Source organism: Acidimicrobiales bacterium (assembly GCA_035630295.1).
Lineage (GTDB): Bacteria > Actinomycetota > Acidimicrobiia > Acidimicrobiales > Iamiaceae > Iamia.
In genome coordinates this window covers 24054-47022 of record DASQKY010000002.1, presented here as the reverse complement: position 1 = coordinate 47022, position 22969 = coordinate 24054, and the positions used below count along the sequence as shown (strand labels likewise).

The 22969-nt window shown below is 75.2% G+C and carries 18 protein-coding genes; 4 read left to right on the top strand and 14 right to left on the bottom strand.

Features of this window, described 5'->3' with window-relative positions; genetic code table 11:
* Nucleotides 1-93: 93 nt before the first annotated feature.
* The 4 genes from VEW93_00630 to VEW93_00615 all read right to left on the bottom strand — a co-directional run bounded on the left by VEW93_00630 (nt 94) and on the right by VEW93_00615 (nt 5254).
* The gene (locus tag VEW93_00630; protein ID HYI60288.1) at nt 94-1311 is read right to left on the bottom strand and encodes an NADP-dependent isocitrate dehydrogenase; all 1218 of its coding nucleotides are present in this window, start codon (nt 1309-1311) and stop codon (nt 94-96) included.
* 115 nt (nt 1312-1426) lie between these two features.
* A complete protein-coding gene (locus VEW93_00625) occupies nt 1427-1696 on the bottom strand; it encodes an LPXTG cell wall anchor domain-containing protein (GenBank protein ID HYI60287.1) in 270 nt (89 codons plus the stop codon).
* 137 nt (nt 1697-1833) lie between these two features.
* Nucleotides 1834-4281: a DUF4012 domain-containing protein gene (locus VEW93_00620; GenBank protein ID HYI60286.1), complete on the bottom strand. Its 2448-nt coding sequence runs from the start codon at nt 4279-4281 to the stop codon at nt 1834-1836.
* 88 nt (nt 4282-4369) lie between these two features.
* Nucleotides 4370-5254, bottom strand: coding sequence for a methylenetetrahydrofolate reductase (locus tag VEW93_00615; GenBank protein ID HYI60285.1), 885 nt, complete (start codon nt 5252-5254; stop codon nt 4370-4372).
* 295 nt (nt 5255-5549) lie between these two features.
* Between VEW93_00615 and VEW93_00610 the strand changes: the two genes are divergently transcribed.
* Together VEW93_00610 and VEW93_00605 are read left to right on the top strand one after the other, a co-directional pair.
* Nucleotides 5550-6545, top strand: coding sequence for an ATP-binding cassette domain-containing protein (locus tag VEW93_00610; GenBank protein ID HYI60284.1), 996 nt, complete (start codon nt 5550-5552; stop codon nt 6543-6545).
* The gene (locus VEW93_00605) at nt 6542-7414 is read left to right on the top strand and encodes an ABC transporter permease (protein HYI60283.1); all 873 of its coding nucleotides are present in this window, start codon (nt 6542-6544) and stop codon (nt 7412-7414) included. The genes VEW93_00610 and VEW93_00605 overlap by 4 nt, the downstream gene beginning before the upstream one ends.
* A gap of 47 nt (nt 7415-7461) precedes the next feature.
* Here VEW93_00605 and VEW93_00600 read toward each other — a convergent pair whose 3' ends face one another.
* The 3 genes from VEW93_00600 to purN are packed head-to-tail and all read right to left on the bottom strand — an operon-like array spanning nt 7462 to nt 10608.
* A complete protein-coding gene (locus VEW93_00600; GenBank protein HYI60282.1) occupies nt 7462-8340 on the bottom strand; it encodes a tetrahydrofolate dehydrogenase/cyclohydrolase catalytic domain-containing protein in 879 nt (292 codons plus the stop codon).
* A 17-nt stretch (nt 8341-8357) separates the two neighbouring features.
* Complete coding sequence (gene purH / locus VEW93_00595) at nt 8358-9986, bottom strand: bifunctional phosphoribosylaminoimidazolecarboxamide formyltransferase/IMP cyclohydrolase (GenBank protein ID HYI60281.1); 1629 nt, start codon at nt 9984-9986, stop codon at nt 8358-8360.
* Between the two features lie 4 nt (nt 9987-9990).
* Nucleotides 9991-10608, bottom strand: coding sequence for a phosphoribosylglycinamide formyltransferase (gene purN, locus VEW93_00590; GenBank protein ID HYI60280.1), 618 nt, complete (start codon nt 10606-10608; stop codon nt 9991-9993).
* 189 nt (nt 10609-10797) lie between these two features.
* On the opposite strand from purN, the gene VEW93_00585 reads away from it, so the two are divergent.
* On the top strand, nt 10798-11931 hold the full coding sequence (locus VEW93_00585; GenBank protein ID HYI60279.1) for a hypothetical protein: 1134 nt from the start codon (nt 10798-10800) through the stop codon (nt 11929-11931).
* Between the two features lie 56 nt (nt 11932-11987).
* On the opposite strand, the gene sucD is transcribed toward VEW93_00585, so the two are convergent.
* A complete protein-coding gene (gene sucD / locus VEW93_00580; GenBank protein ID HYI60278.1) occupies nt 11988-12881 on the bottom strand; it encodes a succinate--CoA ligase subunit alpha in 894 nt (297 codons plus the stop codon).
* A 28-nt stretch (nt 12882-12909) separates the two neighbouring features.
* Entirely contained in the window at nt 12910-14049 is a 1140-nt protein-coding gene (gene sucC / locus VEW93_00575) for an ADP-forming succinate--CoA ligase subunit beta (GenBank protein ID HYI60277.1), read from the bottom strand.
* A gap of 150 nt (nt 14050-14199) precedes the next feature.
* On the opposite strand from sucC, the gene VEW93_00570 reads away from it, so the two are divergent.
* Complete coding sequence (locus VEW93_00570) at nt 14200-14745, top strand: hypothetical protein (GenBank protein ID HYI60276.1); 546 nt, start codon at nt 14200-14202, stop codon at nt 14743-14745.
* A 44-nt stretch (nt 14746-14789) separates the two neighbouring features.
* Here VEW93_00570 and VEW93_00565 read toward each other — a convergent pair whose 3' ends face one another.
* The 5 genes from VEW93_00565 to steA all read right to left on the bottom strand — a co-directional run bounded on the left by VEW93_00565 (nt 14790) and on the right by steA (nt 22823).
* A complete protein-coding gene (locus VEW93_00565; protein HYI60275.1) occupies nt 14790-16013 on the bottom strand; it encodes an alkaline phosphatase PhoX in 1224 nt (407 codons plus the stop codon).
* A gap of 72 nt (nt 16014-16085) precedes the next feature.
* On the bottom strand, nt 16086-17597 hold the full coding sequence (locus tag VEW93_00560) for an AMP-binding protein (GenBank protein HYI60274.1): 1512 nt from the start codon (nt 17595-17597) through the stop codon (nt 16086-16088).
* Nucleotides 17594-20608: a glycosyltransferase gene (locus VEW93_00555; GenBank protein HYI60273.1), complete on the bottom strand. Its 3015-nt coding sequence runs from the start codon at nt 20606-20608 to the stop codon at nt 17594-17596. Before VEW93_00555 ends, VEW93_00560 begins: the two co-directional genes overlap by 4 nt.
* On the bottom strand, nt 20605-21675 hold the full coding sequence (locus tag VEW93_00550) for a copper transporter (protein ID HYI60272.1): 1071 nt from the start codon (nt 21673-21675) through the stop codon (nt 20605-20607). The genes VEW93_00555 and VEW93_00550 overlap by 4 nt, the downstream gene beginning before the upstream one ends.
* 8 nt (nt 21676-21683) lie before the next feature.
* Nucleotides 21684-22823 (bottom strand): putative cytokinetic ring protein SteA, encoded by a 1140-nt coding sequence (gene steA / locus VEW93_00545; GenBank protein HYI60271.1) that lies wholly within the window; start codon nt 22821-22823, stop codon nt 21684-21686.
* Nucleotides 22824-22969 lie beyond the last annotated feature (146 nt).

Sequence of the window (22969 nt, the reverse complement as noted above, 5' to 3'; positions counted from 1 at the left end):
GGATTCACGGGCCTCGCCATCTACGTCGGGGTCACCGGGCCGGCAGGCACCATCACCGAATTCGTGGCGCCGTCGCCGAACTGGGGCGTGTAGCTAGCCCAACCGGGCCTTCAGGTTCTCGTCGAGCGCCGCGAGGAAGTCCTCGGTCGTCAGGTACGGCGCGTCATCCGAGATCAGCGTCGCGAGGTCCTTCGTCATCTTGCCGCTCTCGACGGTCTTGATGACGACGTCCTCGAGGGTCGAGGCGAAATCGATGAGCTGCTGGTTGTCATCGAGCTTGCCGCGATGCTGCAGCCCGCGGGTCCACGCGTAGATCGAGGCGATCGGGTTCGTCGAGGTCGGCTTGCCCTGCTGGTGCATGCGGTAGTGCCGCGTGACCGTGCCGTGGGCCGCCTCTGCCTCGACGATGGCGCCGTCGGGCGTGGTCAGCACCGATGTCATGAGCCCCAGCGAGCCGAAGCCCTGGGCCACGGTGTCGGACTGCACGTCGCCGTCGTAGTTCTTGCAGGCCCAGACGTAGCCGCCCTCCCACTTCATGGCCGCGGCCACCATGTCGTCGATGAGGCGGTGCTCGTAGGTGAGGCCGGCGGCATCGAAGTCGGCCTTGAACTCGGCGTCGAAGATCTCCTGGAAGATGTCCTTGAAGGCGCCGTCGTAGGCCTTGAGGATGGTGTTCTTGGTCGACATGTAGACCGGGTAGCGCCGGGCCAGGCCGTAGGAGAACGAGGCCCGGGCGAAGTCCTCGATGGAGCGGGTGAAGTTGTACATGCCCATGGCCACGCCACCGCCCTCGGGGTAGGTGGCCACCACGTGCTCGATCGGCTCGGAGCCGTCGTCGGGCGTGTAGGTGATGGTGAGGGTGCCGGGGCCCGGGACCTTGAAGTTGGTGGCCTTGTACTGGTCGCCGTGGGCGTGGCGCCCGATGATGATGGGCTTGGTCCAGCCCGGCACCAGGCGGGGCACGTTGCTCATGATGATGGGCTCGCGGAACACGACCCCGCCCAGGATGTTGCGGATGGTGCCGTTGGGCGACACCCACATCTTCTTGAGGCCGAACTCGGTGACCCGGACCTCGTCGGGGGTGATGGTGGCGCACTTGACCCCCACCCCGTGGCGCTTGATGGCCTCGGCCGCGTCCACCGTGACCTGGTCGTCGGTGGCGTCCCGGTGCTCGATGCCGAGGTCGTAGTACTCCAGCTCGACGTCGAGGTAGGGGAGGATCAGCTGGTCCTTGATGAACGCCCAGATGATCCGCGTCATCTCGTCGCCGTCGAGCTCGACGACCGGGTTCTGCACCTTGATCTTGGCCATGCCGGCGATCGTAGATGTCTCAGACTTGTCTGCTCAACGGGACCGCCGCCGGGGGCCGGCCCGAGCTCGACCCGGGCCGGGTCGGCCGATCCGGACGGCCCGGAGGGGACCGCGGTCAGGCCCGCAGGGCCGCGCCCCGGCGCCGGGAGGCCACCACGGCCACGGCGCCGCCGGCCACCAGCACGAAGGCCACGCCGGCCAGCAGGGTCACGTCGGTCCCGGTGTCGGGCAGCGGCGCCCCGCCGCCCTCGGAGCCCTCGTCGACCACGGCGGTGCTGGGGGCCGGGCCGTCACCGGTCGGGGGGTACTGCTCGGCCGAGGCGGCCGAGGCGGCCACCAGGGGCAGGGCCAGGGCGACGAGCACGAAGACGATCTTGCGGAGCATGGCGGGACCTCGGTGTGGCGATCAGGGCAACACGGTCGGTGGTGGACACAACGAGACTACCACTGAGCGTGACGCAGGTCGAGGGCCTCGCTCCGCTCCGTGCTGGCCGGGGACCGGACGACGAGCGCCGGGGAGCGTCAGCGGTCGGAGCGGCGGACGTCGGCCACCACCGTGAAGGTGCCCCGGGCGTCGGCCACGCTGGCCCGCAGCCCCCCGTCCACCTCCTCGAGCCCGCCCGGGGGGGCGGGTGACGCCGGCCGGGGGGCCAGGGCGCCGCCCCGCGCCTGGACCACCACGTCGACCCGGTCGGGCCGGGCCATGACCTGGGGCAGGAGGTCGAAGCGGTACCGGCCCCCCGACAGGTCGACGCTGCCGGCGAAGCGGGCCGTGACGTTGGCCGTCTCCCCCGGGCCCACGGTGACGAAGGCCGACCACACGTTGCGACCCAGCTCCCGGCCCCGCTCCAGGTCGAGCGGCCTCCCGTCGACCGAGGCCGAGGTGAGCTCGAACGGCGAGTACACCGAGAGCCACATGCGGTTGGTGCCGGGCGGGGCCCCGACCAGGTTGCCGATCAGGTAGGGCGGCTCGCCGCGGCCGGGGGCCTCGTTGCGGAGCCCGATCTCGGCCGTGGCCTCCACCGCCCCGGTGGCGGCGTCCACGGTGGCCGTGTAGCGGATGGAGCGCTGGAGGAAGGCGTCGATCTTGCCGCCCCCGGTGTTCTGGGTGACCACGCCGAACCCGTCGCCCCGCACCGGGGGCACCGCCCCCGACGCCCCCAGCCGCTCGACCAGGGCCTGGGCCGCGGGGTCCCGCATCCACAGCGTGACGTGGCCACCCCGCACGGCCGGGCCCAGGGTGCGGGCCAGGCGGGCCGGGGCCGGGCCGGGGCCGGAGGTGAGGGCGGCGAAGGTGGCCTCGGCGGCCTGGCCCAGCAGGTCGATGCGGTCCTGGCGCACGGCGAAGAGCCGGTACTGCTCGACCTCCAGGAACTCGACCACGTTGGTGGCGTCCAGGGGGTAGGGCAGGCCCTCGACCTCGACCGGCCCGGTGAGGCGCAGCAGGCGGGCCAGGCCGGTGGGGTCGATGCGGATCACCCCGTCCACCTCCACCCCGCCGGACTGCGGGTACAGCTCGGCCATGACCTGCGCGGCGGTCGGGCCGTCGGGCGTGAAGGTGACGTTCTCCCAGGTGGAGGCCGGCTCGAAGCGTCCGTACCGGGCCAGGTAGTCGGGCGGGCCGGTGATCTCCTTGGTGTCGGGGCCGGCGGCGTTGAGGTCCTTGTTGCGGCCCACCTCCTCCAGCTCCAGGCGCCCGTCGGTGACGGTGAGCAGGCCGTAGTTGCCGAGGAAGCCGGTGCCCCGGGCCTCGGACGGGGTCACGAAGGCCACGAGGTACCGGGCCACGCCGTCCCGGCCCAGCAGGGCGGGGCCCACCTCGGCGGCCAGCACGCCGGTGCGGGCGCTGCCCTCGGCGTCGGCCACCGCGTCGGAGAACCGCTCGAACGCCCGGGCCACCGGGCCCAGGCGCCACACGTCCCCCCCGTCGCTGGCGGCCAGCTCGGCTCGGAGGGCGGCGGTGCGCACGGCCACGTCCCGCAGGACGGGGCCGGCGGCGGCCACCGCCTCGGGGTCGAGCCGGCCGTCGACCAGGCGGAGCCGGTCGGCGTCGAGGCGCTGGGCGCCGGCGGCGGCCACCCCGGCGGTGCGGGCCCCGCCGTCGGCCACCGCGTCCAGGGCCTCCATCTGGGGGGCGACGAGGGGCAGGTGGCGGGCGGGGGTGGCCCACCAGGCCCGGGTCCGGGCCCGGGCGTCCCGGAGGTCGACCTCGGCGGCGGCGAAGTGCCGGTGGGCGGCCTCCTCGTCGCCGTCGCGCACCGCGTCCACACCGGCGTCGGTGCCCCGCACCCCGTCCCGGATGGACGACGCCGCCCCCAGCCCGGCGGCCAGCCCGGTGCCCAGGCCCACCGCCACCACCGCGGCCAGGGCCCACGAGGCCCGGCGCACCACCCGCCGGGTGGCCGGGGCCAGGTGCCGCCGGCCGGACCAGGCGATGGGCAACAGACCGAGGGCGGCCACCGCGGCCGAGCCCCGGGTGGGGGCCGTGAACGGGAGCCGGAGCAGCACCTGGACCACGACCAGGGCCACCACCGCGCCGGCCACCGGCCGCCACCGCTCGGTGGGGGCGGATCGCCGTCCCTCGGCGGGCGGGCCGGCCACGGGCCCGTCCCCACCGTCGGAGTCCCCCGGGCCGGCGCCCTCGGCCCCGGCCCGCCGGCGGTCGGCCACCGCCAGCAGGACGGCCCCGGCCACCGCGGCCAGGCCCAGCCCGCGCAGGAGCACGTCGCCGCCGGCGATGGCGGCCACCGCGGCGCCGATCCCCAGGGCCAGGGGGGTGGCCCGAGCCCCCAGGGCCGTCACCGCCGCAGCCAGCAGGGCGGTCAGGGCCACGTCGGTGGCGTGGACGCCCACCGGGGCGCAGCCGGCCAGGCCGGCCACGAAGGCAGCCACCGCGGCCAACCCGCCGACGGCCAGGGCCTGCAGGTCCGACGGCGACCAGCCGGCGCGGCGCGGCGCGGGGGCGGCCACCGGTCAGGCCCCGGGCCCGGCGGGCCGGGGGTGGGCCCCGGCGCGCCGCCGGCGGGGCCGCAGCGCGCCCGTCACCGTGTCCCCGGCCTCAGGCCGGGGGGCTCCCGGCGTCGGGCGACGGCCGGAGGTCGAGGTCGGTGCACACCTGGCGCACCGAGGCGGCCCGGTTCATGGTGTAGAGGTGCAGCCCGGGCACGCCGTCGGCCAGGAGGGCGGCTCCCAGCTCGGTGGCCACCTCCACGCCCAGGGCCCGGGTGGCGGCCGGGTCGCCGTCGACCGCTTGGAGGCGGGGCTCGAGCGCGGCCGGGATGGCGCTGCCGTTCATGCCGGCCATGCGGCGCAGGCCGGCCACGCTGGTGAACGGGAAGACGCCGGGGATCACCGGGGTGGTGCAACCCAGCGCGTCCAACTCGTCGACCATGCGTCGGTAGTCGGCGGGATCGAAGAAGAACTGAGTGATGGCGAAGTCGGCCACGGCCAGCTTGGCGGCCAGGAAGCGGCGGTCGGTGGCCCGGTCCGGGGACCGGGGGTGGACCTCGGGGAAGGCGGCCACGCCCACCGAGAAGGGGCCCACCTCGGCCACCAGCTCGATCAGCTCGGTGGCGTAGGCGAAGTCGCCCCCGGCCTCCGAGCCGTCGGCCGGCGGGTCGCCGGCCAGGGCCAGCACGTTGTCGATGCCGGCCTGGCGGTAGTGGGTCAGCAGCTCGTGGAGCTCCGCCCGGGTGTGGCCCACGCAGGTCAGGTGGGGCATGGCCGGGAAGGGCCGCTCCTTGTCCACCCGGATGACCACGTCCCGGGTGGTGTCCCGGGTGGTGCCCAGCGCCCCGTAGGTGACCGAGATGAAGTCGGGGGCCAGGCCGGCCAGGTCGTCCATGGCCTCGTCGAAGGCGACGAGGGCCTCGGGGGTCTTGGGCGGGGGGAACTCGAAGGAGACGGTGCGCCCGGCGGCGAGCAGGTCGGCGATGCGCGTCATGGGGCCGCGAGGCTAGGCCAGCATCACCGGGCCCCTGGCTTCCGGGGGGGCCGACGTCGTACCGTCGGGTCGTGTCGCCCCCGGGGCGATGAGTTCCGGCCGGCGGCGCCGTCTCACCGATCGAACCCTGATCGCCCGCGTCGCTGCCGGGCCGGGCCGGCCCACCCCCTGCCCGGCCCTCGACCTCCTGCTCCCACCTGTCCCCCGACGGAAAATCCGACCTCGTGACGATGACCTTCTGCCACCATGCAGGGCCCGGCCCGGGCCCCCACCGCCCCCCCTCCACGGAGCTCCGATGACCTCACCCCCCGCCATCGACGCGCACGGCCTGGTCAAGCGCTACGGCGAGAAGACGGCGCTGGCCGGGGTCGACATCGTCGTCCCCACCGGCACCGTCACCGCCGTCCTGGGCCCGAACGGGGCCGGCAAGACCACCGCGGTGCGCATCCTCACCACCCTGTCCGAGCCCACCGAGGGCACGGCCACGGTGGCCGGCTACGACGTGCGCACCCAGGCCACCGAGGTGCGGCGCCGCATCGGCCTGGCCGCCCAGGACGCCACCGTCGACCCGCTCCTCACCGGGCACGAGAACCTGGTCATGATCGGCGAGCTCCACCAGCTCCCCCGCCGGCAGGCCAAGGACCGGGCCGGCGAGCTGCTGGCCCAGTTCTCCCTGGCCGACGCGGGCGACAAGGTCACCTCGGCCTACTCCGGCGGCATGCGGCGCCGCCTCGACCTGGCCGCCACCCTGGTGGCCCGGCCCGAGGTGCTGTTCCTCGACGAGCCCACCACCGGGCTCGACCCCCGGGCCCGGACCGAGCTGTGGGACGTGCTCGACACGCTGGTCGGGCGGGGCACCACCCTGCTGCTCACCACCCAGTACCTGGAGGAGGCCGAGCGCCTGGCCGACGACATCCTCGTCATCGACCACGGCGCCGTCATCGCCCGGGGCGACGCCCGCACCCTGAAGCGGGAGGTGGGCGGGGACAACATCGGCATCGTGGTCTCCGAGGCCAGCCGCCTGGACGAGGCGGCCGGCATCCTGGCCCGCATCACCGGGTCCGAGCCGGCCATCGACCGGCCCATCCGGTCGGTGGTGGCCCCCACCGCCGACGGCGTGGCCAGCCTGGCCGCGGTGGCCAACGCCCTGACCGACGCCCGGCTGGGGGTGGAGGACCTGGGCCTGCGCCAGCCCACCCTGGACGAGGTGTTCCTCACCCTCACCGGCTCGCCCATCACCGACGACGAGTCCGCACCGACCGACACGACCCCCCAGGAGGCCCTGCGATGACCGCGACCACCGCCACCACCACCGGCGAGCTCGCCGTCGAGGCGGCCGAGCCGGCCACGGACCTCCACCCCCGGCGGGGCCTGCTCCACGACACCTGGATCCTGGCCCGCCGGGGCCTCATCCACATGAAGCGCCAGCCCGAGCAGCTCAGCGACGCCACCATCCAGCCGGTGATGTTCGTGGTGCTGTTCGCCTACGTCTTCGGGGGGGCCATCGACGTGCCCGGCGGCGGCAGCTACCGGGAGTTCCTGATGGGCGGGATCATGGCCCAGACCCTGGTGTTCACCGCCTTCGGCGCGGCCATGAGCATCGCCAACGACCAGAAGAACCAGGCCATCGACCGGTTCCGCTCCCTGCCCATCAGCAAGGGGGCCGTCATGGGCGGCTACGCCCTGTCAAACCTGATGAAGACGATGCTGCCCATCGTCATCATGTCCCTGACCGGGCTGGCCATCGGGTGGCGCATCCGGGGCTCCTTCGTCGACGCCCTGGCCGCCTACGGCCTGATGGTGGCCTTCGCCTTCGCCATGATCTGGGTGGGCATCCTGCTGGGAGCCATCGTCGGCACCCCCGAGGGCGTCACCGGCATCGGGTTCGCCACCATCTTCCCGTTGACCTTCATCGCCAGCACCTTCGTGCCGGTGGCCTCCATGCCCAGCGTGGTCCGGACCATCGCCGAGTGGAACCCGGTGACCACCCTGTCCGACGCCCTGCGGGAGCTGTTCGGCAACCCCAACACCCCGGTGGCCGCCGGCGACCCCTGGTCCATCGCCCACCCGGTGGCCTACACCTGGATCTGGCTGGCCGCCATCACCGCCGTGTGCGCCCCGCTGGCCGTGCGGGCCTACACCAGGAAGAACGCCTCCTAGGCACCCGGGGTCGGGTCGGTCCCCCGGGTGGGGCCGGCCCGGCGGTGTCAGCCCCCGGCGGCCAGGGCCGCGGCCCGGCGCTCGGCCGCGGCCACGGTGTTGGCCATGAGCAGGGCCCGGGTCAGGGGGCCGACGCCGCCGATGCGGGGCGACAGCCAGCCCGCCACCTCGGCCACGTCGTCGGCCACGTCGGAGACCACCCGTCGCCCCTCGAAGGTCACGCCGGCGGCCACCACCGCGGCCCCGGGCTTCACCATGTCGGCCACGATCAGGCCCGGCGAGCCGGCCGCGGCCACCAGGATGTCGGCCTGGCGGGTGTGGGTGGCCAGGTCGGGCACCCCGGTGTGGACCACCGTGACGGCCGCGTTGGCGTGGGGGGCCTTGAGCGAGAGCAGGTTGGCCAGGGGCCGGCCGATGGTCAGGCCCCGACCCACGATGACCACGTGGCGGCCCTCGATGGGCACGCCGTGGGCCACCAGCAGCTCCACGATCCCCGCCGGCGTGCAGGCCCGGGGGGCGTCGACCCCCATGACCAGGCGGCCCAGGTTCACCGGGTGGAGGCCATCGGCGTCCTTGTCGGGCTCGATGCGACGGAACAGTGCCTCGTAGTCGAGGTGGGGGGGGAAGGGGTGCTGGGGCAGGACGGCGTCGATGGCGGGGTCGGCGTTCCACCGGTCGATCACAGCCTCGACATCGGCCGTGGTGGCGTCGGCCGGGAGGCGCTCGTCCACGCTGGCGATGCCCAGCTCGGCGCAATCGGCGTGCTTCATGCTGACGTAGCGGTGGCTGGGCCCGTCGTCGCCGACCAGGAGGGTGCCCAGGCCCGGGGGCGCGCCCGTGGCCTCGACCACGGTGTCGATGCGGGCCCGCAGCTCGCCCTTGATCCGGGTGGCGACGGCTTCGCCGTCCATGGTGATCGCGGTCATGGTCAGCGTCTCCTGCGTCAGTGGAGGAAGTGGCGCTCGCCGGTGAGGAGCATGGCCAGGCCCAGCTCGTCGGCCTTGGCGATGACCTCGTCGTCGCGCACCGAGCCCCCGGGCTGGACGACCACGGCCACGCCGGCCGTGGCGGCGGCCTCCACGCCGTCGGGGAAGGGGTAGAAGGCGTCGCTGGCGCAGGCCCCGCCGGCAGCCCGCCCCGCGGCCTTGGCCGCCGCGATCTGCCCGGCCTCCACCCGGTTCTGCTGCCCGGCGCCGATGCCCCAGGCCACCCCGTCCTTGGCCAGGACGATGGCGTTGGAGGTGACCCAGCCGCAGATGCGGAAGGCCAGCACGGCGTCGGCCCGCTCCTCGGCGGTGGGCTGCCGCTCGGTGACCACTCGCCAGGTGGCCGGGTCGCTCACGAAGCGGTGGGGCTCCTGGACCAGGTAGCCGCCGGTGACCGGGCGGACGTGCAACGGGTCGGGCACCGGGGCCGGGGCCTCCAGGAGGCGGGTGTTCTTGCGCTTGGCCCGCAGGGCGTCGACCACCCCGTCGCCGTAGCCGGGGGCGATGACCACGTCGGCCTGGGCCGCGGCCACCATCTCCTCGACGGTGGCCGGGTCGATGGGGGCCGAGGTGGCCACGATGCCGCCGAAGGCGGAGCGGGGGTCGCAGTCGAAGGCGGCCTGGTAGGCCTCGGCCAGGGTGGGGGCCACCGCCGCGCCGCACGGGTTGGCGTGCTTGATGATGGCGCACGCCACCTGGCCGGTGGCCCGGGCCAGGTCGTGGGCCAGGAGCCAGGCCGCGTCGGCGTCGTAGAGGTTCAGGTAGCTGAGGGCCAGGCCCGAGTGCTGGGCCACGTGCGCCCACCACGGGTCGGCTCCCGCCGTGCGGTACAGGGCGGCCCGCTGGTGGGGGTTCTCGCCGTAGCGGAGGGCCAGGGGCTCGCGGGCCGCGGTGATCTCCAGGACGGCGGGGAGCGGGTCGTCGCCAGCCGGGACCGACCCGACGGCGGGCGGGGCGGCCTCGCCTGCGGCGGCCGCGCTCTCGGGGGCCGGCCCGGGGGCGTCCTCGCCGGAGGAGGCGAACCAGGCCGCGATGGCGGTGTCGTAGGCCGCGGTGGTGGCGAAGGCCTTGGCCGCCAGGCGGCGGCGGGTGGCGGTGGAGATCCCGCCCGGGGCCCGGGCCTCGTCCAGCACCGGCTGGTAGTCGGCCGGGTCGACCACCACGGCCACGTGGGCGTGGTTCTTGGCCCCGGCCCGGATCATGGCCGGGCCGCCGATGTCGATGAGGTCGACGGGGCCGGCCGTGCCGCCGTGGGTGAAGTCGGCCGGGTCGGACCCGAAGGGGTAGAGGTTGGCCACCAGGAGGTCGATGCCCTCGATGCCGTGGGCCTCCATGTCGGCCCGGTGCTCGGGGTCGTGGCGGTCGGCCAGCAGGCCCCCGTGGACCTTGGGGTGCAGCGTCATGACCCGGTGGCCAAGGATGGCCGGCGCCCCGGTCAGCTCGGCCACGTCGGTCACGGCGATGCCGGCGGCCGCCACCTCCCGGGCCGTGCCCCCGCTGGAGACCAGGCCCCAACCGGCGTCGGCCAGGCCCCGGGCCAGGGCCACGATGCCGGTCTTGTCGTACACGGAGAGCAGGGCGCGCACCGGTTCAGGCCTCCTGGGCGGTGGGGGACGGGGGCTCCGGCGCGACCCCGGCCCCGGGGGGCAGGACCGAGCCGCGGGCGATGACGGCCAGCACGGTCTCCGGGTAGAGGCGGCGCTCGACGGCCTTGATCCGCTCGTGCAGGCGGGCCTCGTCGTCGCCGGGGAGGACGGGGACCTCCTCCTGGGCCAGGACGGGCCCGGTGTCCACCTCCAGGCCGGCCACGTGGACGGTGCAGCCGGTCACGGTGGCCCCGTCGGCCAGGGCGTCGCGGACCGCGTGCCATCCCTTGTACGCCGGGAGCAGGGCCGGGTGGGTGTTGAGCAACCGCCCGCCGTAGGTGTCGTGGGCGGCCCGGCCCAGGATGGTGCCGAAGCCGGCCATGGCCACCAACTCGACACCGTGGGCCTGCAGGCGCTGGGCCACCAGGGCCGAGTAGGCCTCACGGTCGAAGCCCGCGTCGTAGCGGTCGCGCTCCACCAGCTCGGTGGCCACGCCCGCCCGCTCGGCCCGGGCCAGCGCCGGGCAGGGCCGGTCGGCCAGCACCACCACGACGGGCACGCCGGCGGCCAGGAACGCGTCGAGGAGCGACCCCGTTCCCGACACCAGCACCCCGACGCGCACGTCGGGCGAAGCTACCAGCCGCCGCCCCTGGCTCCCGGTGCGACAGGGCCTGCCACCCAGACGCGGCGGTGGCGCTCGCCGGCGGCGGGGTCGGGCCCACGACGACGGGGTAGACCGCCGGGGCCGGCCTGCCCCGCCCGGGGCCGGGTGCGCTAGACCGACCTCGACCCCGTCCCAGGAGGCTCGCCCGTGGCCTGGCCCCCCAGCCCTCAACCCGCTCCCCCGGCCCCGCCGGCCCCCGGCCGGGGCCTGGTGGTCCCGATCCCCGCCCTGGTGGCCGGCGTGTCGGGGCTGCTCACCCTGCTCTTCTCGTTCGTTCGCATCTTCAAGTCCGACGGCCCCGGCCCGGACGTGGGCTGGTCGGTGTGGACCACCGACTTCTCCCCCGGCCTCTTCGGGGTCGGCACCTGGATCCCCCTGCTGGCCCTGGCCGCCGGGGGCATCGCCGTGGCCCGGGCTCTCGTCCCCGGCGCCGAGGGCCGGGAGGTCGGCGGCTTCACCCTGCTCCAGCTCCAGCTCGTCTGCCTGGCCATGGCCGTCCTCCTCTGGCTCGGCTACGCGGTGAGCATCCTGGCCTCCGGCGGGGAGAACCTGGGTGGGATCGGCGTGGACTTCGGGCTGGGCATGTTCCTCCTGGCCCTGGGCCTGGCCGGCGTGGCCGCCGGCACGGTGCTGGGCCTGGTCGAGTCCCGACGGCAGGCGGCCGGGCCGAACCCGGCCACCGGGCCGTGGCCGCCCCCCGCCGGCCCGGGCCCGGGCCCGGGCGGGCCGATGGCCCCCCAGGCCGACCCGGGCCAGTGGCCCCAGCCGGCCGCCGCCCCGGACCCGGGAGCGTGGCCGCAGCCGGCCGCAGGCCCCGGCCAGTGGCACGCCCCCGACCCCGGGCCCGCCCCGGCCTGGCACCAGCCCGGTCCCCCACCCGGTCAGGCATCGTGGCCCGCGCCCGGGCCCTCGCCCGACCCGTGGGCCCAGGAGGCGGCCCCCGGCCCCTGGCCCTCCGGCGCCACCGAGGCCCCGGCGGCGTGGGACCAGACCGTCCTCCACGGCCAGCCCGGCGCCGCCGCGACCTGGTCGGCCCCGCCCGAGCCATCGGCCCCCCGGGCCTCGGACCCTGGCGCCCCCCAACCCGCACCGCCGCAGCCCGTGCCCGAGCCGGGGCCGCTCGATCCCCAGCCGGCGCCGCCGCTCGATCCCCAGCCCGAGCCCGCCCCCGCGCCGGGCGGCCTGCACGACCCCGGGACCGAGGTCATCCCCGGGCCGCCCCCGGCACCCCCGGCCGACGAGGCCGCGGAGCGATCGCCCCCTCCGCCGCCCACCGCCTAGGCGGCCCGCCGCTCAGCGCCCGGGTGTGGGGGGCGAGAGGTGGGAGCCGGGCCGGCTCAGGCCAGGCCCAGCTCCTTGACGATGTCGACCATGTGGGCGCCGGCCTCGGTCGGGTTCTGGCCCACCCGGACACCGGCCGCCTCCAAGGCCTCGATCTTGGCCTTGGCCGTGCCCTTGCCGCCGGAGACGATGGCGCCGGCGTGGCCCATCTTCTTGCCGGGGGGGGCGGTGACGCCGGCGACGTACGCCGAGACCGGCTTGGACATCTTGGTGGCGATGAACTCGGCGGCCTCCTCCTCGGCCGAGCCGCCGATCTCGCCGATCATCATGACGGCCTTGGTGTCGGGGTCGGCCTCGAAGGCCTCCAGGCAATCGATGAAGCTGGTGCCGGGGACCGGGTCGCCGCCGATGCCCACGCAGGTGGTGACGCCGATGCCGGCCAGCTTCAGCTCGTAGAGGGCCTGGTAGGTGAGGGTGCCGGAGCGGCTCACGATGCCCACCGGGCCACCGGGCTGGGCGATCTCGCCGGCGGTGATGCCGATGTTGGCCTTGCCGGGGCTGATGAGCCCGGGGCAGTTGGGGCCCAGGATGCGGGTGCCGGGGAAGTCCCGCTTCACCTTGTTGAAGAACCAGGCCTCGTCCTGGGCCGGGACGCCCTCGGTGATGACCACCACCAGCTCCATGCCGGCCTCGGCCGCCTCCATGACCGCCGCCCTCACGCCGGCGGCGGGGATGAAGACGCACGACACGGTGGCGCCGGTGGCCTCCCGGGCCTCGGCCACCGAGGCGAAGACGGGGATGCCCTCGACGTCGGTGCCGGCCTTCTTGGGGTTGGTGCCGGCCACCACCTGGGTGCCGTAGGCGCGGTTGCGGAGGCCGTAGAAGCGGCCCTGGGAGCCGGTGAGGCCCTGGTAGACGACCTTGGTCGTCTCGTCCACGAAGATGCTCATGACAGCGTTCCTCTCGCTCTCGGCCGGCTCAGCGGGCCTGCTCGACGGCGGCCTCGGCGGCCTCGAGCATCGTGGACTTGGACTGGACCTTGCCGCCGGTCTGCTCGGCGATGATCTTCCGGCCCTCCTCGGCGTTGGTGCCGTCCAGGCGGATCACCATGGGCACGCCGATGTCGACCCGGCCCAGGGCCTGGACGATGCCGTTGGCCACCTCGTCGCCCTTGGTGATGCCCCCGAAGATGTTGATGAAGATGCTCTTCACGTTCTCGTCGCCGGTGATCACCTCGAGGGCTCCGGCCATGACATCGGCGTTGGCCCCCCCGCCGATGTCGAGGAAGTTGGCCGGCTTGCCACCGACCTGGTTGATGATGTCGACCGTCGACATGGCCAGCCCGGCGCCGTTGGCGATGACGCCCACGGTGCCGTCCAGGCCGACGTACTGGAGGTCCTTGTCGTGGGCCGCCTGCTCCCGCTCGTCGCGCTCCTGGGTGGCCTCGTACTCGGCGTAGTCGTGGCGGAAGGCGGCGTTGCCGTCCAGGGTGACCTTGGCGTCGAGGGCGTGGACCTGGCCCTGCGGGGTGAGGATGAGGGGGTTGATCTCCACCAGGTCGGCATCGCCGTCCACGTAGGCCCGGTACAGCTGGAGCAGGATGGACACCGCGCCCTCGGTGGCGTCGGGGTTCAGCCCGGCCGCCGCCACCCAGTCGCGGGCCACGTCCTCGGTGAGGCCGTCGACGGGGTCGATCCAGATCTTGGCGATGGCGTCGGGGTCGGTCTCGGCCACGGCCTCGATCTCCACGCCGCCCTGGGCGCTGAGCATGCCCAGGTGCTGCTTGGCCGAGCGGTCGAGGGTGAAGCTGGCGTAGTACTCCTCGGCGATGTCGGAGGCGTGCTCGATCCAGATGCGCTCGACCGTGTGGCCCTTGATGTCCATGCCCAGGATGTTCGAGGCGTGCTCGCGCACGGCGTCGACGTCGTCGGCCAGCTTGATGCCGCCGGCCTTGCCCCGGCCCCCCACCTGGACCTGGGCCTTGACCACCACCGGGTAGTCGGCGATGCGCTCGGCCACGGCCACGGCCTCGTCCACGGTGGTGGCCACGTCGCCGGGCGAGACGGGGATGTCGTAGTGGGCGAAGAACTGCTTGCCCTGGTACTCGAACAGGTCCATGTGGCCTCTCTCACGAAGGGGTCCGGCCGCGGCCGGGCGACTCGATGCCCGCGGGCCCGGGCAGGGATACTACGCAGGTGCCTCTGACGCCGACCCAGCCTGCGCCCCGGTCCCGGTGAGCGCCGTGCACCCCCGTCGGGACGGGCGCCCGTGAGCCCGGTGGCGCGGTCGCGGGGCCACGCCGGCCGGGCCCTGGCCGTCTCCGGGGTGGCCCTGGCCGTGGTGGCCCTGGTCCTGTGGGGCGTGGCCACCTTCGCCTCCAACCAGCCGAGCGTGGAGGTGGGCCTGGGCGACCAGACCTTCCAAGGGGGGCGGGCCACCCGCCTGGCCGAGGAGATCGACGAGCGGGGCCCCATCCTCTACGGCGACGTGTCCGGCTCCAAGGAGCGTGACCTGATCCTCCAGCACCTGGGCGACGACCCGGAGGAGGGCTGGTACGCCTTCCGGGCCCAACCCCCCGACCGCGACCGCGAGTGCGTGTGGGAGTGGCAGCCCGACGAGGAGCTGTTCCGGGCCCGGTGCGACCCCGACCTCACCGCCCCGGCCGACGGGGAGGGCCTGGAGCGCTACCCGGTGGAGGTGGTGGACGGGAAGCTCGACGTGGACCTCAACGTCGAGGATCGGCCCACCACCACGGCCGGCACCACCAGCACCGTGGTCGAGTCGGGCGACGTCCCCGCCACCACCGCCGGCTGAGCGGCGATCCCCGGGTCCACCCCGGGCCGGCCCGCCCCGAGCGGCTACTTGTGGGGGCCCTGGGCCGCGTGCGGGAAGGGGCCGGTGACCTCGTAGGTGACGCCGGGGCTGCGCTGCGAGCTGAAGTACAGCCGGGTGCCGTCGGGTGAGAAGGCCGGCCCGGTGATCTCCGAGCCCTCCACGCCCTCGACCCGGGCCACCGCCTCGATGGTGCCGTCCACGGCCAGGCGGACCACGTCCATGGTGCCGCCGTCCTCGGCCACGTAGCGGTCGCCCCGGGAGTCGACGCAGATGTTGTCGACGCCGGTGAGGAGGGGCTGGCCGTCCTCGGCGACGTCCGTGGTGGCGCCGTCGTAGAGCACGGTGACGTCCTCGCCGTCCAGGGCCCAGATGCGGTTGTCGAGCTTGGTCGCCAGGTAGGTGGTGCCCTCGAAGTGGGCCAGGCCCTCACCCCCGGCGAAGCGGACCACATCGGCCACCTGGTTGCGGGTCGGGCCCGAGGTGCCGGAGGGGTCGGGGACCTCGGCCCACCGGCGCGACCCCTCGGCGCCGGCCAGCACGTGCAGGGCGCCCTCGGAGAGGTCGGGCCACGACGACGGGGTGAACCGGTACAGGGCGCCGTCGGGCTCGTCCTCGCTCAGGTACACCACCTCGGCCGCCTCGTCCACGGCCGCGGCCTCGTGCTTGAACCGGCCCATGGCCGGCCGGGCCACCGCCGCCTCCACGCCCCACGGGTCGGTCTCCCACACCTGCCCCCCGGCGACCTCCTCGCAGGTGAGCCAGGTGTCCCACGGGGTGGCCCCGCCGGCGCAGTTGACGTCGGTGCCCTCGCAGATGCTGGCCGCCTCGACGATCTCGCCCTCGGCGTCGAAGCGGACCATGGACACGCCGCCGGTGTCCAGCTCCTCGCAGTTGGACACGTAGATCCAGCCCCCGTCGTCGGTGGCGAAGCAGGCCCCCCCGTCGGGGTTGCCGTGCCAGGCGTAGCCGGTGCCGGCCACCTCCTCGCCGCTGCGGGCCACGATGCGCGACGTGAAGCCCTCGGGCAACCGCAGGCCGTTGGCGTCGACCTCGCCCAGCGGGCCCAGGGGCCGCGGCGCCGTGGTCGTGGTGGCCGCCGTGGTCGTGGTGGTGGACGAGGCCGCGGCGCCGCCCCCGTCGTCGGAGGAGCACGAGGCCAGCCACGGCGCCACCGCACCGGTCACCAGCCCGGCCCCCATCAGGCGCAGCACGCGCCGGCGATCGATCTCCTGCCCCCGGGACGTCATGGGCCGGGACGCTACCCGTTCACGTCGGTCGGGGCGGCCCGCGCCCGGCCGGGACGGGCGGAGGCGCGACGTTCAGCCGCCGTCGGCCAGGAGGGCCCGGACCTCGGCCCGCTGGACCTTCCGGGTGCCGCTGCGAGGCAGGTCGTCCACCACCCGGATGCGGACCGGGACCTTGTACGAGCTGAGTTGCTCGGTGGCCCAGGCCCGCAGGTCCTCGGGGTCCGGGTCGGCCCCCGGGGCCGGCCGCACCGCGGCCACCGGCACCTCGCCCAGCCGGTCGTCGGGCTGGCCCACCACCGCGGCCTCGGCCACCTCCGGGTGGCGCTCCAGAGCCTGCTCCACCTCGACGGCGTAGACGTTGTAGCCGCCCCGGACGATGACGTCCTTGGCCCGGCCCTCGAAGGTGAAGGCCCCCAGCGGCCCGCGGCGGACCAGGTCGCCGGTGCGGAGCCAACCGTCGTCGGTGAAGGCCCCCCGGGTGGCCTCCCCGTCGCCCCGGTAGCCCTTCAGCACCCCCGGGCCGGTGAGCTGGAGCTCCCCCACCGCCCCCCGGGCCACCGGGGCGCCGTCCTCGTCCACCACTCGGGTGCGGTAGCCGGGCAACGGCACCCCGACCCGGCTCAGGGCCGCGGGCAGGAAGGGCAGCACCACCCGGGCCGCGGCCCCGCCCGCGGTCTCGACCATGCCGTAGCCCTCGGCGACGACGGCCCGGCCCACCGGGCCCAGGCCCGGCACCGAGGCCAGCGCGCCCATGCGGGCGAAGCGATCGGCCAGCTCGGCCGGCAGGGCATCGGCGCCCGAGACCCAGAGGCGGACCGAGGTCAGGTCGCGCTCGGCGGCACCGGCGTCGAGCAGCATCCGGTACATGGCCGGCACGCCCACGTAGATGCCGGCCCGGCGCCCCTCCAGCTCGTCGAGCACGGCGGCGGCGTCGAAGCGGGGCAGGAAGCGCACCGGCACCGCGGCGCAGGCCAGGCCCACGGCGGTGATGAACCCCATGATGTGGGCCATGGGCAGGCTGGCCACGGCCTCGTGGTCGCGGCCGGTGGTGGGCAGGAGGGCGGCCAGGTTCAGACCGCCCAGGATGCCCCGGTGGGTGAGCTCGGCGCCCTTGGGCCGACCCGTGGTGCCAGAGGTGTAGAAGACGGCGCCCACGTCGGTGGGCCCGGCGGGGTGGGCCCGGCCCAGCGGGGGGCCCGGCGGCAGGTCGGCCACGGACCGCAGCACCAGCGAGGCCCCGGCGTCGGCCACCACGTGGGCGATCTCGTCGTCGCGCATGCGGTCGTTGACGGGGGCGGGCACGCACCCGGCCCGGCTGGCGGCCAGGGCCAGGAGCACCTGCTCGTAGCCGTTGGGGGTGGCGACGACCACCACCTCGCCGGGCCGGGCCCGGGCCGCCACCGCCGCCGCCCAGCGGTCGACCCGGTCGGCGGCCTCGCCCACCGTCAGCCGGGGCCCGTCCCGCTCGTCGACCAGGAGGCGGCCGGGACCGGCGGCGGCCAGGCGCTCCAGGACGGTGCCGAGGGTGACGCCCCGATCGAAGGCCAGGAGGGTGCGGCGCAGGCCCCGCAGCACCGGCGTCACCGGGCGCCGGCCAGGCGGTCCAGGAGGGGGTCGGGGGGCTGGGCCCGCTGGCCGCCGTCGAGCGGGGGCGGGGGCTCGTCGCTCGGCGCGGTGAGCAGCTCGGGCCGGCCCCCCTTCCGGTGCAGGGCCAGGAGGGTGAGGTACGGGCCCAGGTAGGCGAAGAACAGGGCGATCACGATCGGTCCCGAGTCGTTGGCCAGGAACCCCAGGAGGCTGCCCGAGATGACGGCCACCACGCCGGCCCGCAGGGCCCCGCCCCGGGGCAGGAGGGCGCTCCACTGGCGCTCGTAGACCAGGACGTAGAGGAGGAAGCCGGCCACGATGGGGATCAGCCACGTCCAGATCGACACCTGCAGGATGCGGAAGTTGGCGTCCTGCTTGCGCAGGAACGTGGTGGTCAGCTCGCTGGGCCCGTTGTCGAGCAGGTCGGCGGTGAAGCGCCCCAGGTGGGTGCGCGACGCCGGCGGGCGGGCCAGGTCGACCCCGGCGGCCAGCGACAGGGCGACCAGCGTGGCCGCCCCCACCACGGCCAGGGTCCGCACCCGCAGCCTCCGCCCGGCCAGCACCCACAGGAGCAGCCCGAACACCGGCACCAGGGTGAGGATGCCGCCCACGTCACCGCCCAGGCTGGGGGCCCCGTCGACCAGCACCACGAAGGCCAGCAGGGCGGTGGCGGTGGCCACCGCCTCCCGGCGCCGGGGGGCGAACTGCACGTGGCTGCAGGCCAGGAGGATGGCCGAGGCGGCCACCACCGCGAACGTGGTGTTGGGCACGCCGTAGAAGCGGCCGGCGCTGTGCAGCGAGTAGCCCAGCCAGCTGTTCACGTGCAGCCACGTGCCGGTGGCGCAGTCGAGGGCGATGATGCCCACGGTGGCGGCCAGCACCCAGTTGAGGGGGCTCAGGGGCGTGCGCCGGGCCCGCGACGCCAGCCAGGCGATGCCCACGGTGAGGCCCACCAGGATGAGGGCGCCGCCGGCCACCGGCAGGTCCGACCACATGGGCAGGGCCCGGAACAGGAACGTGGCCAGCGGGAAGGTGGCGGCGATCATCACCATGAGCCGCAGGACCGGCGCGCTGCGGGGCAGGTTGGCCCGGCGGGACAGCACGAACACGCCGAAGCCGTAGGTGATGGCCTGGAACACGATGAACCAGACGGCCTGCGAGTAGTAGGTGCGCTCCCGCAGGTTGGTGCCCCGGTCGTAGTCGCCCAGGACGTCCAGGTCGACGTCCGCGGCCTGGTACTCCAGGGCCCGGCCGGGCATGGTGGAGGGCACGTCCACGCCCACGGCGTCGAGGATGGTGGGGGCCACGTCGGTGAGGGCCACCAGGCCGGCCCGCTTGGTCGAGGGCGAGACCACGTAGCCGTGGGGGACGCCGGGGCCCACCACCACCATGGGGGTCAGCCGGAAGGTGCTGCCCGGCGGGGCCACCGAGACGACCATGACCGTGACGTCGTCGCCGGCGGCCCAGTCCAGCACCCGGCCCAGGATGGCGTCGGTGTTGAGCATGGCCGCGGTGCGGGCCCGGGACTGGGCCGTCGCCGAGGCGTCGCCCCGGAAGGCGTCGGCCCGGTCCAGGTCCCCGGGGTCCACGAAGATCACGTCGGCCCGCTGGGCCGCGTCGTCGATGGCCGCCATCATCTTGTCGGGGCTGCTGCGCACCCCGTAGGGGGCGCTGGGAACCCGGTTGAGCAGGTCGGCGGGCTGGATCGACCCGGTGGGCACCGAGAGGGTGCTGTCCATGAGGGCCAGCGCCGCCGGGCGGTTGACGGTCCCGTCGGCCGGGCCCACGGGCAGGCGGTCGCCGTTGCCCACCACCGCCCCCACCCGGCCGGCGTCGCCCAGGGCGTCGCCCAGGGCGCCGGGCTTCGAGGTGGTGGTCGAGTCGTCGTTTATGTCGAGGGTGGCGGCGGCGCCGATGACCGCGATCTCGCCGTCGCCGGCCTCGCCGGTGCGGGACCGCAGCACCTCGCCGGCGGTGACGTTGCCGATCTCCTCGTCGGAGGGGTAGGCGATGGACGCCCCCTGCGGGGAGCGCAGCCGGTAGCCGGCGCCCAGGCTCACGTAGCCCTCGGCCAGGCGGGGGCGGCGGCTGGCGGTGCGGACGCTCATGGCCGCCACCGCGCCCTTGTCGATGGCCCGGTCCAGGTTGGGGGTGAGGCCTCGGCCCAGGTCGCTGAAGCCCATGGGGTTGATGGCGAAGACCACGACCTTGTCGGGCTGCTGGGCCAGGGGCGTGCTGCTGGGCTCGGCCCGTTCGCCCTGCCACAGGGCGGCCAGGGCGGCCATGGCCAGCACCAGGCCGATGCCCACCAGCCGCTGGCGGGAGGTGGTGAGGCGGGACCACAGGGCCCGGGCCACGTCCACGCCCTGGCGGGCCCGGTGGAGCCGGCCTCCCCACGATCCCCCGGTGTGGAGGTGGTCCATGGGCACGTCGACCTCGAGGATCCGGGCCCCGGCCCGCTCGGCGTCGATGGTCATGGCCACCTCGAGCCCGAAGCGCTCGGCCGAGGTGAGGCCGACCAGCAGCTCGCGGCGCACGGCCCGCTGGCCCGACAGGGGCTCCCGCACCTGACGGCCGGTGGCCCGGGCGATGCCTCGGCCGGCCAGGGCCTTGACCCGCCCGGACCCGCCCCGGCCGGCGGCCGGGGGCAGGACGCCGATCACCAGGTCGGCCCGGTCGGCCAGCACCGGGTCGAGGAGCGTGTCGGCGGCCCCCGCCGTGGTGGCCAGGTCGGCGTCGATGAGCAGGTAGACGTCGGCCTCGGGGGTGGCCGCCACCCCGGCCAGCACCGCGCCCCCCTTGCCCCGGTTGGACGGCAGGCGCAGCACCTCGGCCCCGGCGTCGCGGGCCACCCGGGCCGTGTCGTCGCGGGACCCGTCGTCGACCACCAGGACCCGGTCGACCCGGGGCAGCCCCCAGAGGGCGGTGACGGTGGCGGCCACCCGGTCGGCCCGGTCCTTGGCCGGGACCAGGGCGACGACCAGCGGGGCGGGGGGGAGGGCGCTCATGGCTGCGGGAGCTGGGACTCGGCGCCCGGGCCGATGCCGTAGTGCCCCCGCCGGTCGCGGCCCAGGTCGTCGAGGCCCAGCACCACGGCGGCCAGGCCGCCGAGGGACTCCAGGTCGTCGACGGTGGTGATGCGGGCCGCCACCACCTCGTCGACCAGGAGCGGGGCGATGGCCACGGTCCGGTCGACCTCGGCCTCGTCGCCCACCGCGGCGGAGGCCACCACCACCGGGGCGGGCTGGTCGTCGGTCATGGCCCGCAGCAGGGGGCGGAAGAACAGCCCGTCGGCCACGTCGGCGTCGGCTCCACTCACGATCACGTAGCGGTGGCCGGGCGCCTCCAGGGCCGTCTCGATGGGCTCGCCCCCGGGGGCGGGCTCGTAGTCCAGGATGCCCTCGTCGACCAGGGCCCGGATGAGCTCGGGGGTCGGGGCCTCGTCGGGTGGGGTGGTGGTGGTCGTCGGGTCGGGCTCGGTGCCGGGGACGGTGGACCCCGGGACGTCGGTCGTGGTCGTCCCGGGCCCGGTGGTGGTGCTCCCCCCCTCGTCCTCCTGGTCCTCGGCCGCCCCGGCCGCGGCCAGCAGCTCCCGGGCCACCCCGACGGCCAGGCCGGAGCGCAGGGCCGCCTCCGAGGCGTCCTCCCGGTCGAGCAGCCGGGCCACGGTGTTGGCGTCGTCGCCGGTGGCCGCCACGCCGTCGGTGATGGTGAGCGTGCCCGCGAAGTCGGCCTGTGAGCTGGTCAGGGCGGTGCGCAGGCGGTCGAGGCTGTCCTCGTCCACCCCGCCCACGGTCAGGACCACCACCGGCACGCCCGCCAGGTCGGCCCGGAACAGGCGGGCCGCGGCCTGGTCCCGCAGCTCCTCGTCGCGCTCCGTGCGCCGCTCCACCTCGTCGCGGAGGCGGCCGGCCTCGGCCCGGGCGGAGCGCGCCTCGTTGCGGGTCGACTCGATGTTGCGGTCGACCTGCTCGACGGCGGCGTCGCTCAGGAAGCTCGACCCCATGGCGATGCCGATCCCCAGGGCCAGGAAGACCGCGGTGATGCTGACGATGTGGTAGCGCAGGTTGATCATGGGGGGGCCTAGTCGAAGGGGAGGAGGAAGCCGCGGGTCAGGACCTTGATGGGCTCGCTGACCCAGGCGATGAGCACCAGCGTGACCAGCGCCGAGGCCACCAGGAGGACGAGGTCGCGCTTGCGGACCCGGTGCTGGTACAGCCGGCTCACACCCTTGGCGTCGACCAGCACGGGGCCCACCTTCATGCGGACCAGGAAGGTCGAGGCCATGCCGCCGCGGCCCTTGTCGAGGAACTCGGCCATCGAGTTGTGGGTGCCCACGGCCACGATGAGCTCGGCCCCCCGCTCGAAGGCGAGCAGCATGGCGATGTCCTCGCTGGTGCCCTCCGAGGCGAACACCACGTGGTCCCGGCCCTGCTCGACCAGGCGCTCGGCCCCCGGGGCCCGCCCGTCGCGGTAGCCGTGGACCACCAGCACCGCCCCGCAGCCCAGGGCCCGTTCGCTGACCGAGTCGAAGTCCCCGATGATCACGTCCGGGACGTGGCCCATGTCGAGCAGGGCGTCGGCCCCGCCGTCCACCCCGACCAGCAGCGGCTTCATCTCGGCCAGGTAGCCGGTGCGGCGCAGCAGCTCCAGGTCGTCCTTGTAGTCGATGCCCCGGACCACGATGAGGACGTGCCGGTCCCGGAAGTCGACGGGCACGTCGGGGATGGTGGGGTCGTCGATGAGGAGGTGGCCCTCGGACTGGATGTACTTCAGGGTGTTGGCCGCGAAGCGCTCCAGCTCGGCCCCCATCGAGGCCTTGGCCGCGTCGAGGCGCTCGAGGATGATCTCCTCGGTCAGGACCGACCCTCGGGCCACCTCCCGGCCGTCGACCAGCAGCGCCTCGCCGACGATCTCCACCAGCTGCCCGTCGGCCAGGGCGGCCATGACCTCGGAGCCCACGTCGTCGAGGATGGGGATGCCGGCCTGGCACAGCATCAGGGGACCGGTGTTGGGGTAGCGCCCGGTGATCGACTGGGCCGCGTTGACGATCCCGGCGATGCCCGCGGCCACCAGGCTGTCGGCCGCCACCCGGTCGAGGTCGCTGTGGTCGACCACCGCCACCTCGCCCGGCCGGATGCGCTTGGCCAGGTCCTTGGTCCGCCGGTCGACGCGCGCCACCGCCACCAGCGGGGCCGGCCGTCGAGGGCGGAACGTCTTCAACACCCGCGGCTCCGGGGGCTGGCTCCACTCTCAGGGGGCACGGGCTCTCGCTTCGGTCGGCGGGGGGGCACGCGCTCCGCCGGTGCGTCACCCCTGGTGGACGCCCACGACCGGGCGGGCATCGTGAAAGGCTGCCACTTGCGCCC

What these genes read in the sequence shown, in the direction of transcription:
- VEW93_00555 (HYI60273.1), bottom strand. Translation starts at nt 20,608, where the DNA reads ATGAGCGCCCTCCCCCCCGCCCCGCTGGTCGTCGCCCTGGTCCCGGCC.
- sucD (HYI60278.1), bottom strand. Translation starts at nt 12,881, where the DNA reads ATGAGCATCTTCGTGGACGAGACGACCAAGGTCGTCTACCAGGGCCTC.
- sucC (HYI60277.1), bottom strand. Translation starts at nt 14,049, where the DNA reads ATGGACCTGTTCGAGTACCAGGGCAAGCAGTTCTTCGCCCACTACGAC.
- VEW93_00615 (HYI60285.1), bottom strand. Translation starts at nt 5,254, where the DNA reads ATGACGCGCATCGCCGACCTGCTCGCCGCCGGGCGCACCGTCTCCTTC.
- VEW93_00630 (HYI60288.1), bottom strand. Translation starts at nt 1,311, where the DNA reads ATGGCCAAGATCAAGGTGCAGAACCCGGTCGTCGAGCTCGACGGCGAC.
- VEW93_00600 (HYI60282.1), bottom strand. Translation starts at nt 8,340, where the DNA reads ATGACCGCGATCACCATGGACGGCGAAGCCGTCGCCACCCGGATCAAG.
- VEW93_00610 (HYI60284.1), top strand. Translation starts at nt 5,550, where the DNA reads ATGACCTCACCCCCCGCCATCGACGCGCACGGCCTGGTCAAGCGCTAC.
- VEW93_00605 (HYI60283.1), top strand. Translation starts at nt 6,542, where the DNA reads ATGACCGCGACCACCGCCACCACCACCGGCGAGCTCGCCGTCGAGGCG.
- VEW93_00625 (HYI60287.1), bottom strand. Translation starts at nt 1,696, where the DNA reads ATGCTCCGCAAGATCGTCTTCGTGCTCGTCGCCCTGGCCCTGCCCCTG.
- VEW93_00550 (HYI60272.1), bottom strand. Translation starts at nt 21,675, where the DNA reads ATGATCAACCTGCGCTACCACATCGTCAGCATCACCGCGGTCTTCCTG.
- VEW93_00565 (HYI60275.1), bottom strand. Translation starts at nt 16,013, where the DNA reads ATGACGTCCCGGGGGCAGGAGATCGATCGCCGGCGCGTGCTGCGCCTG.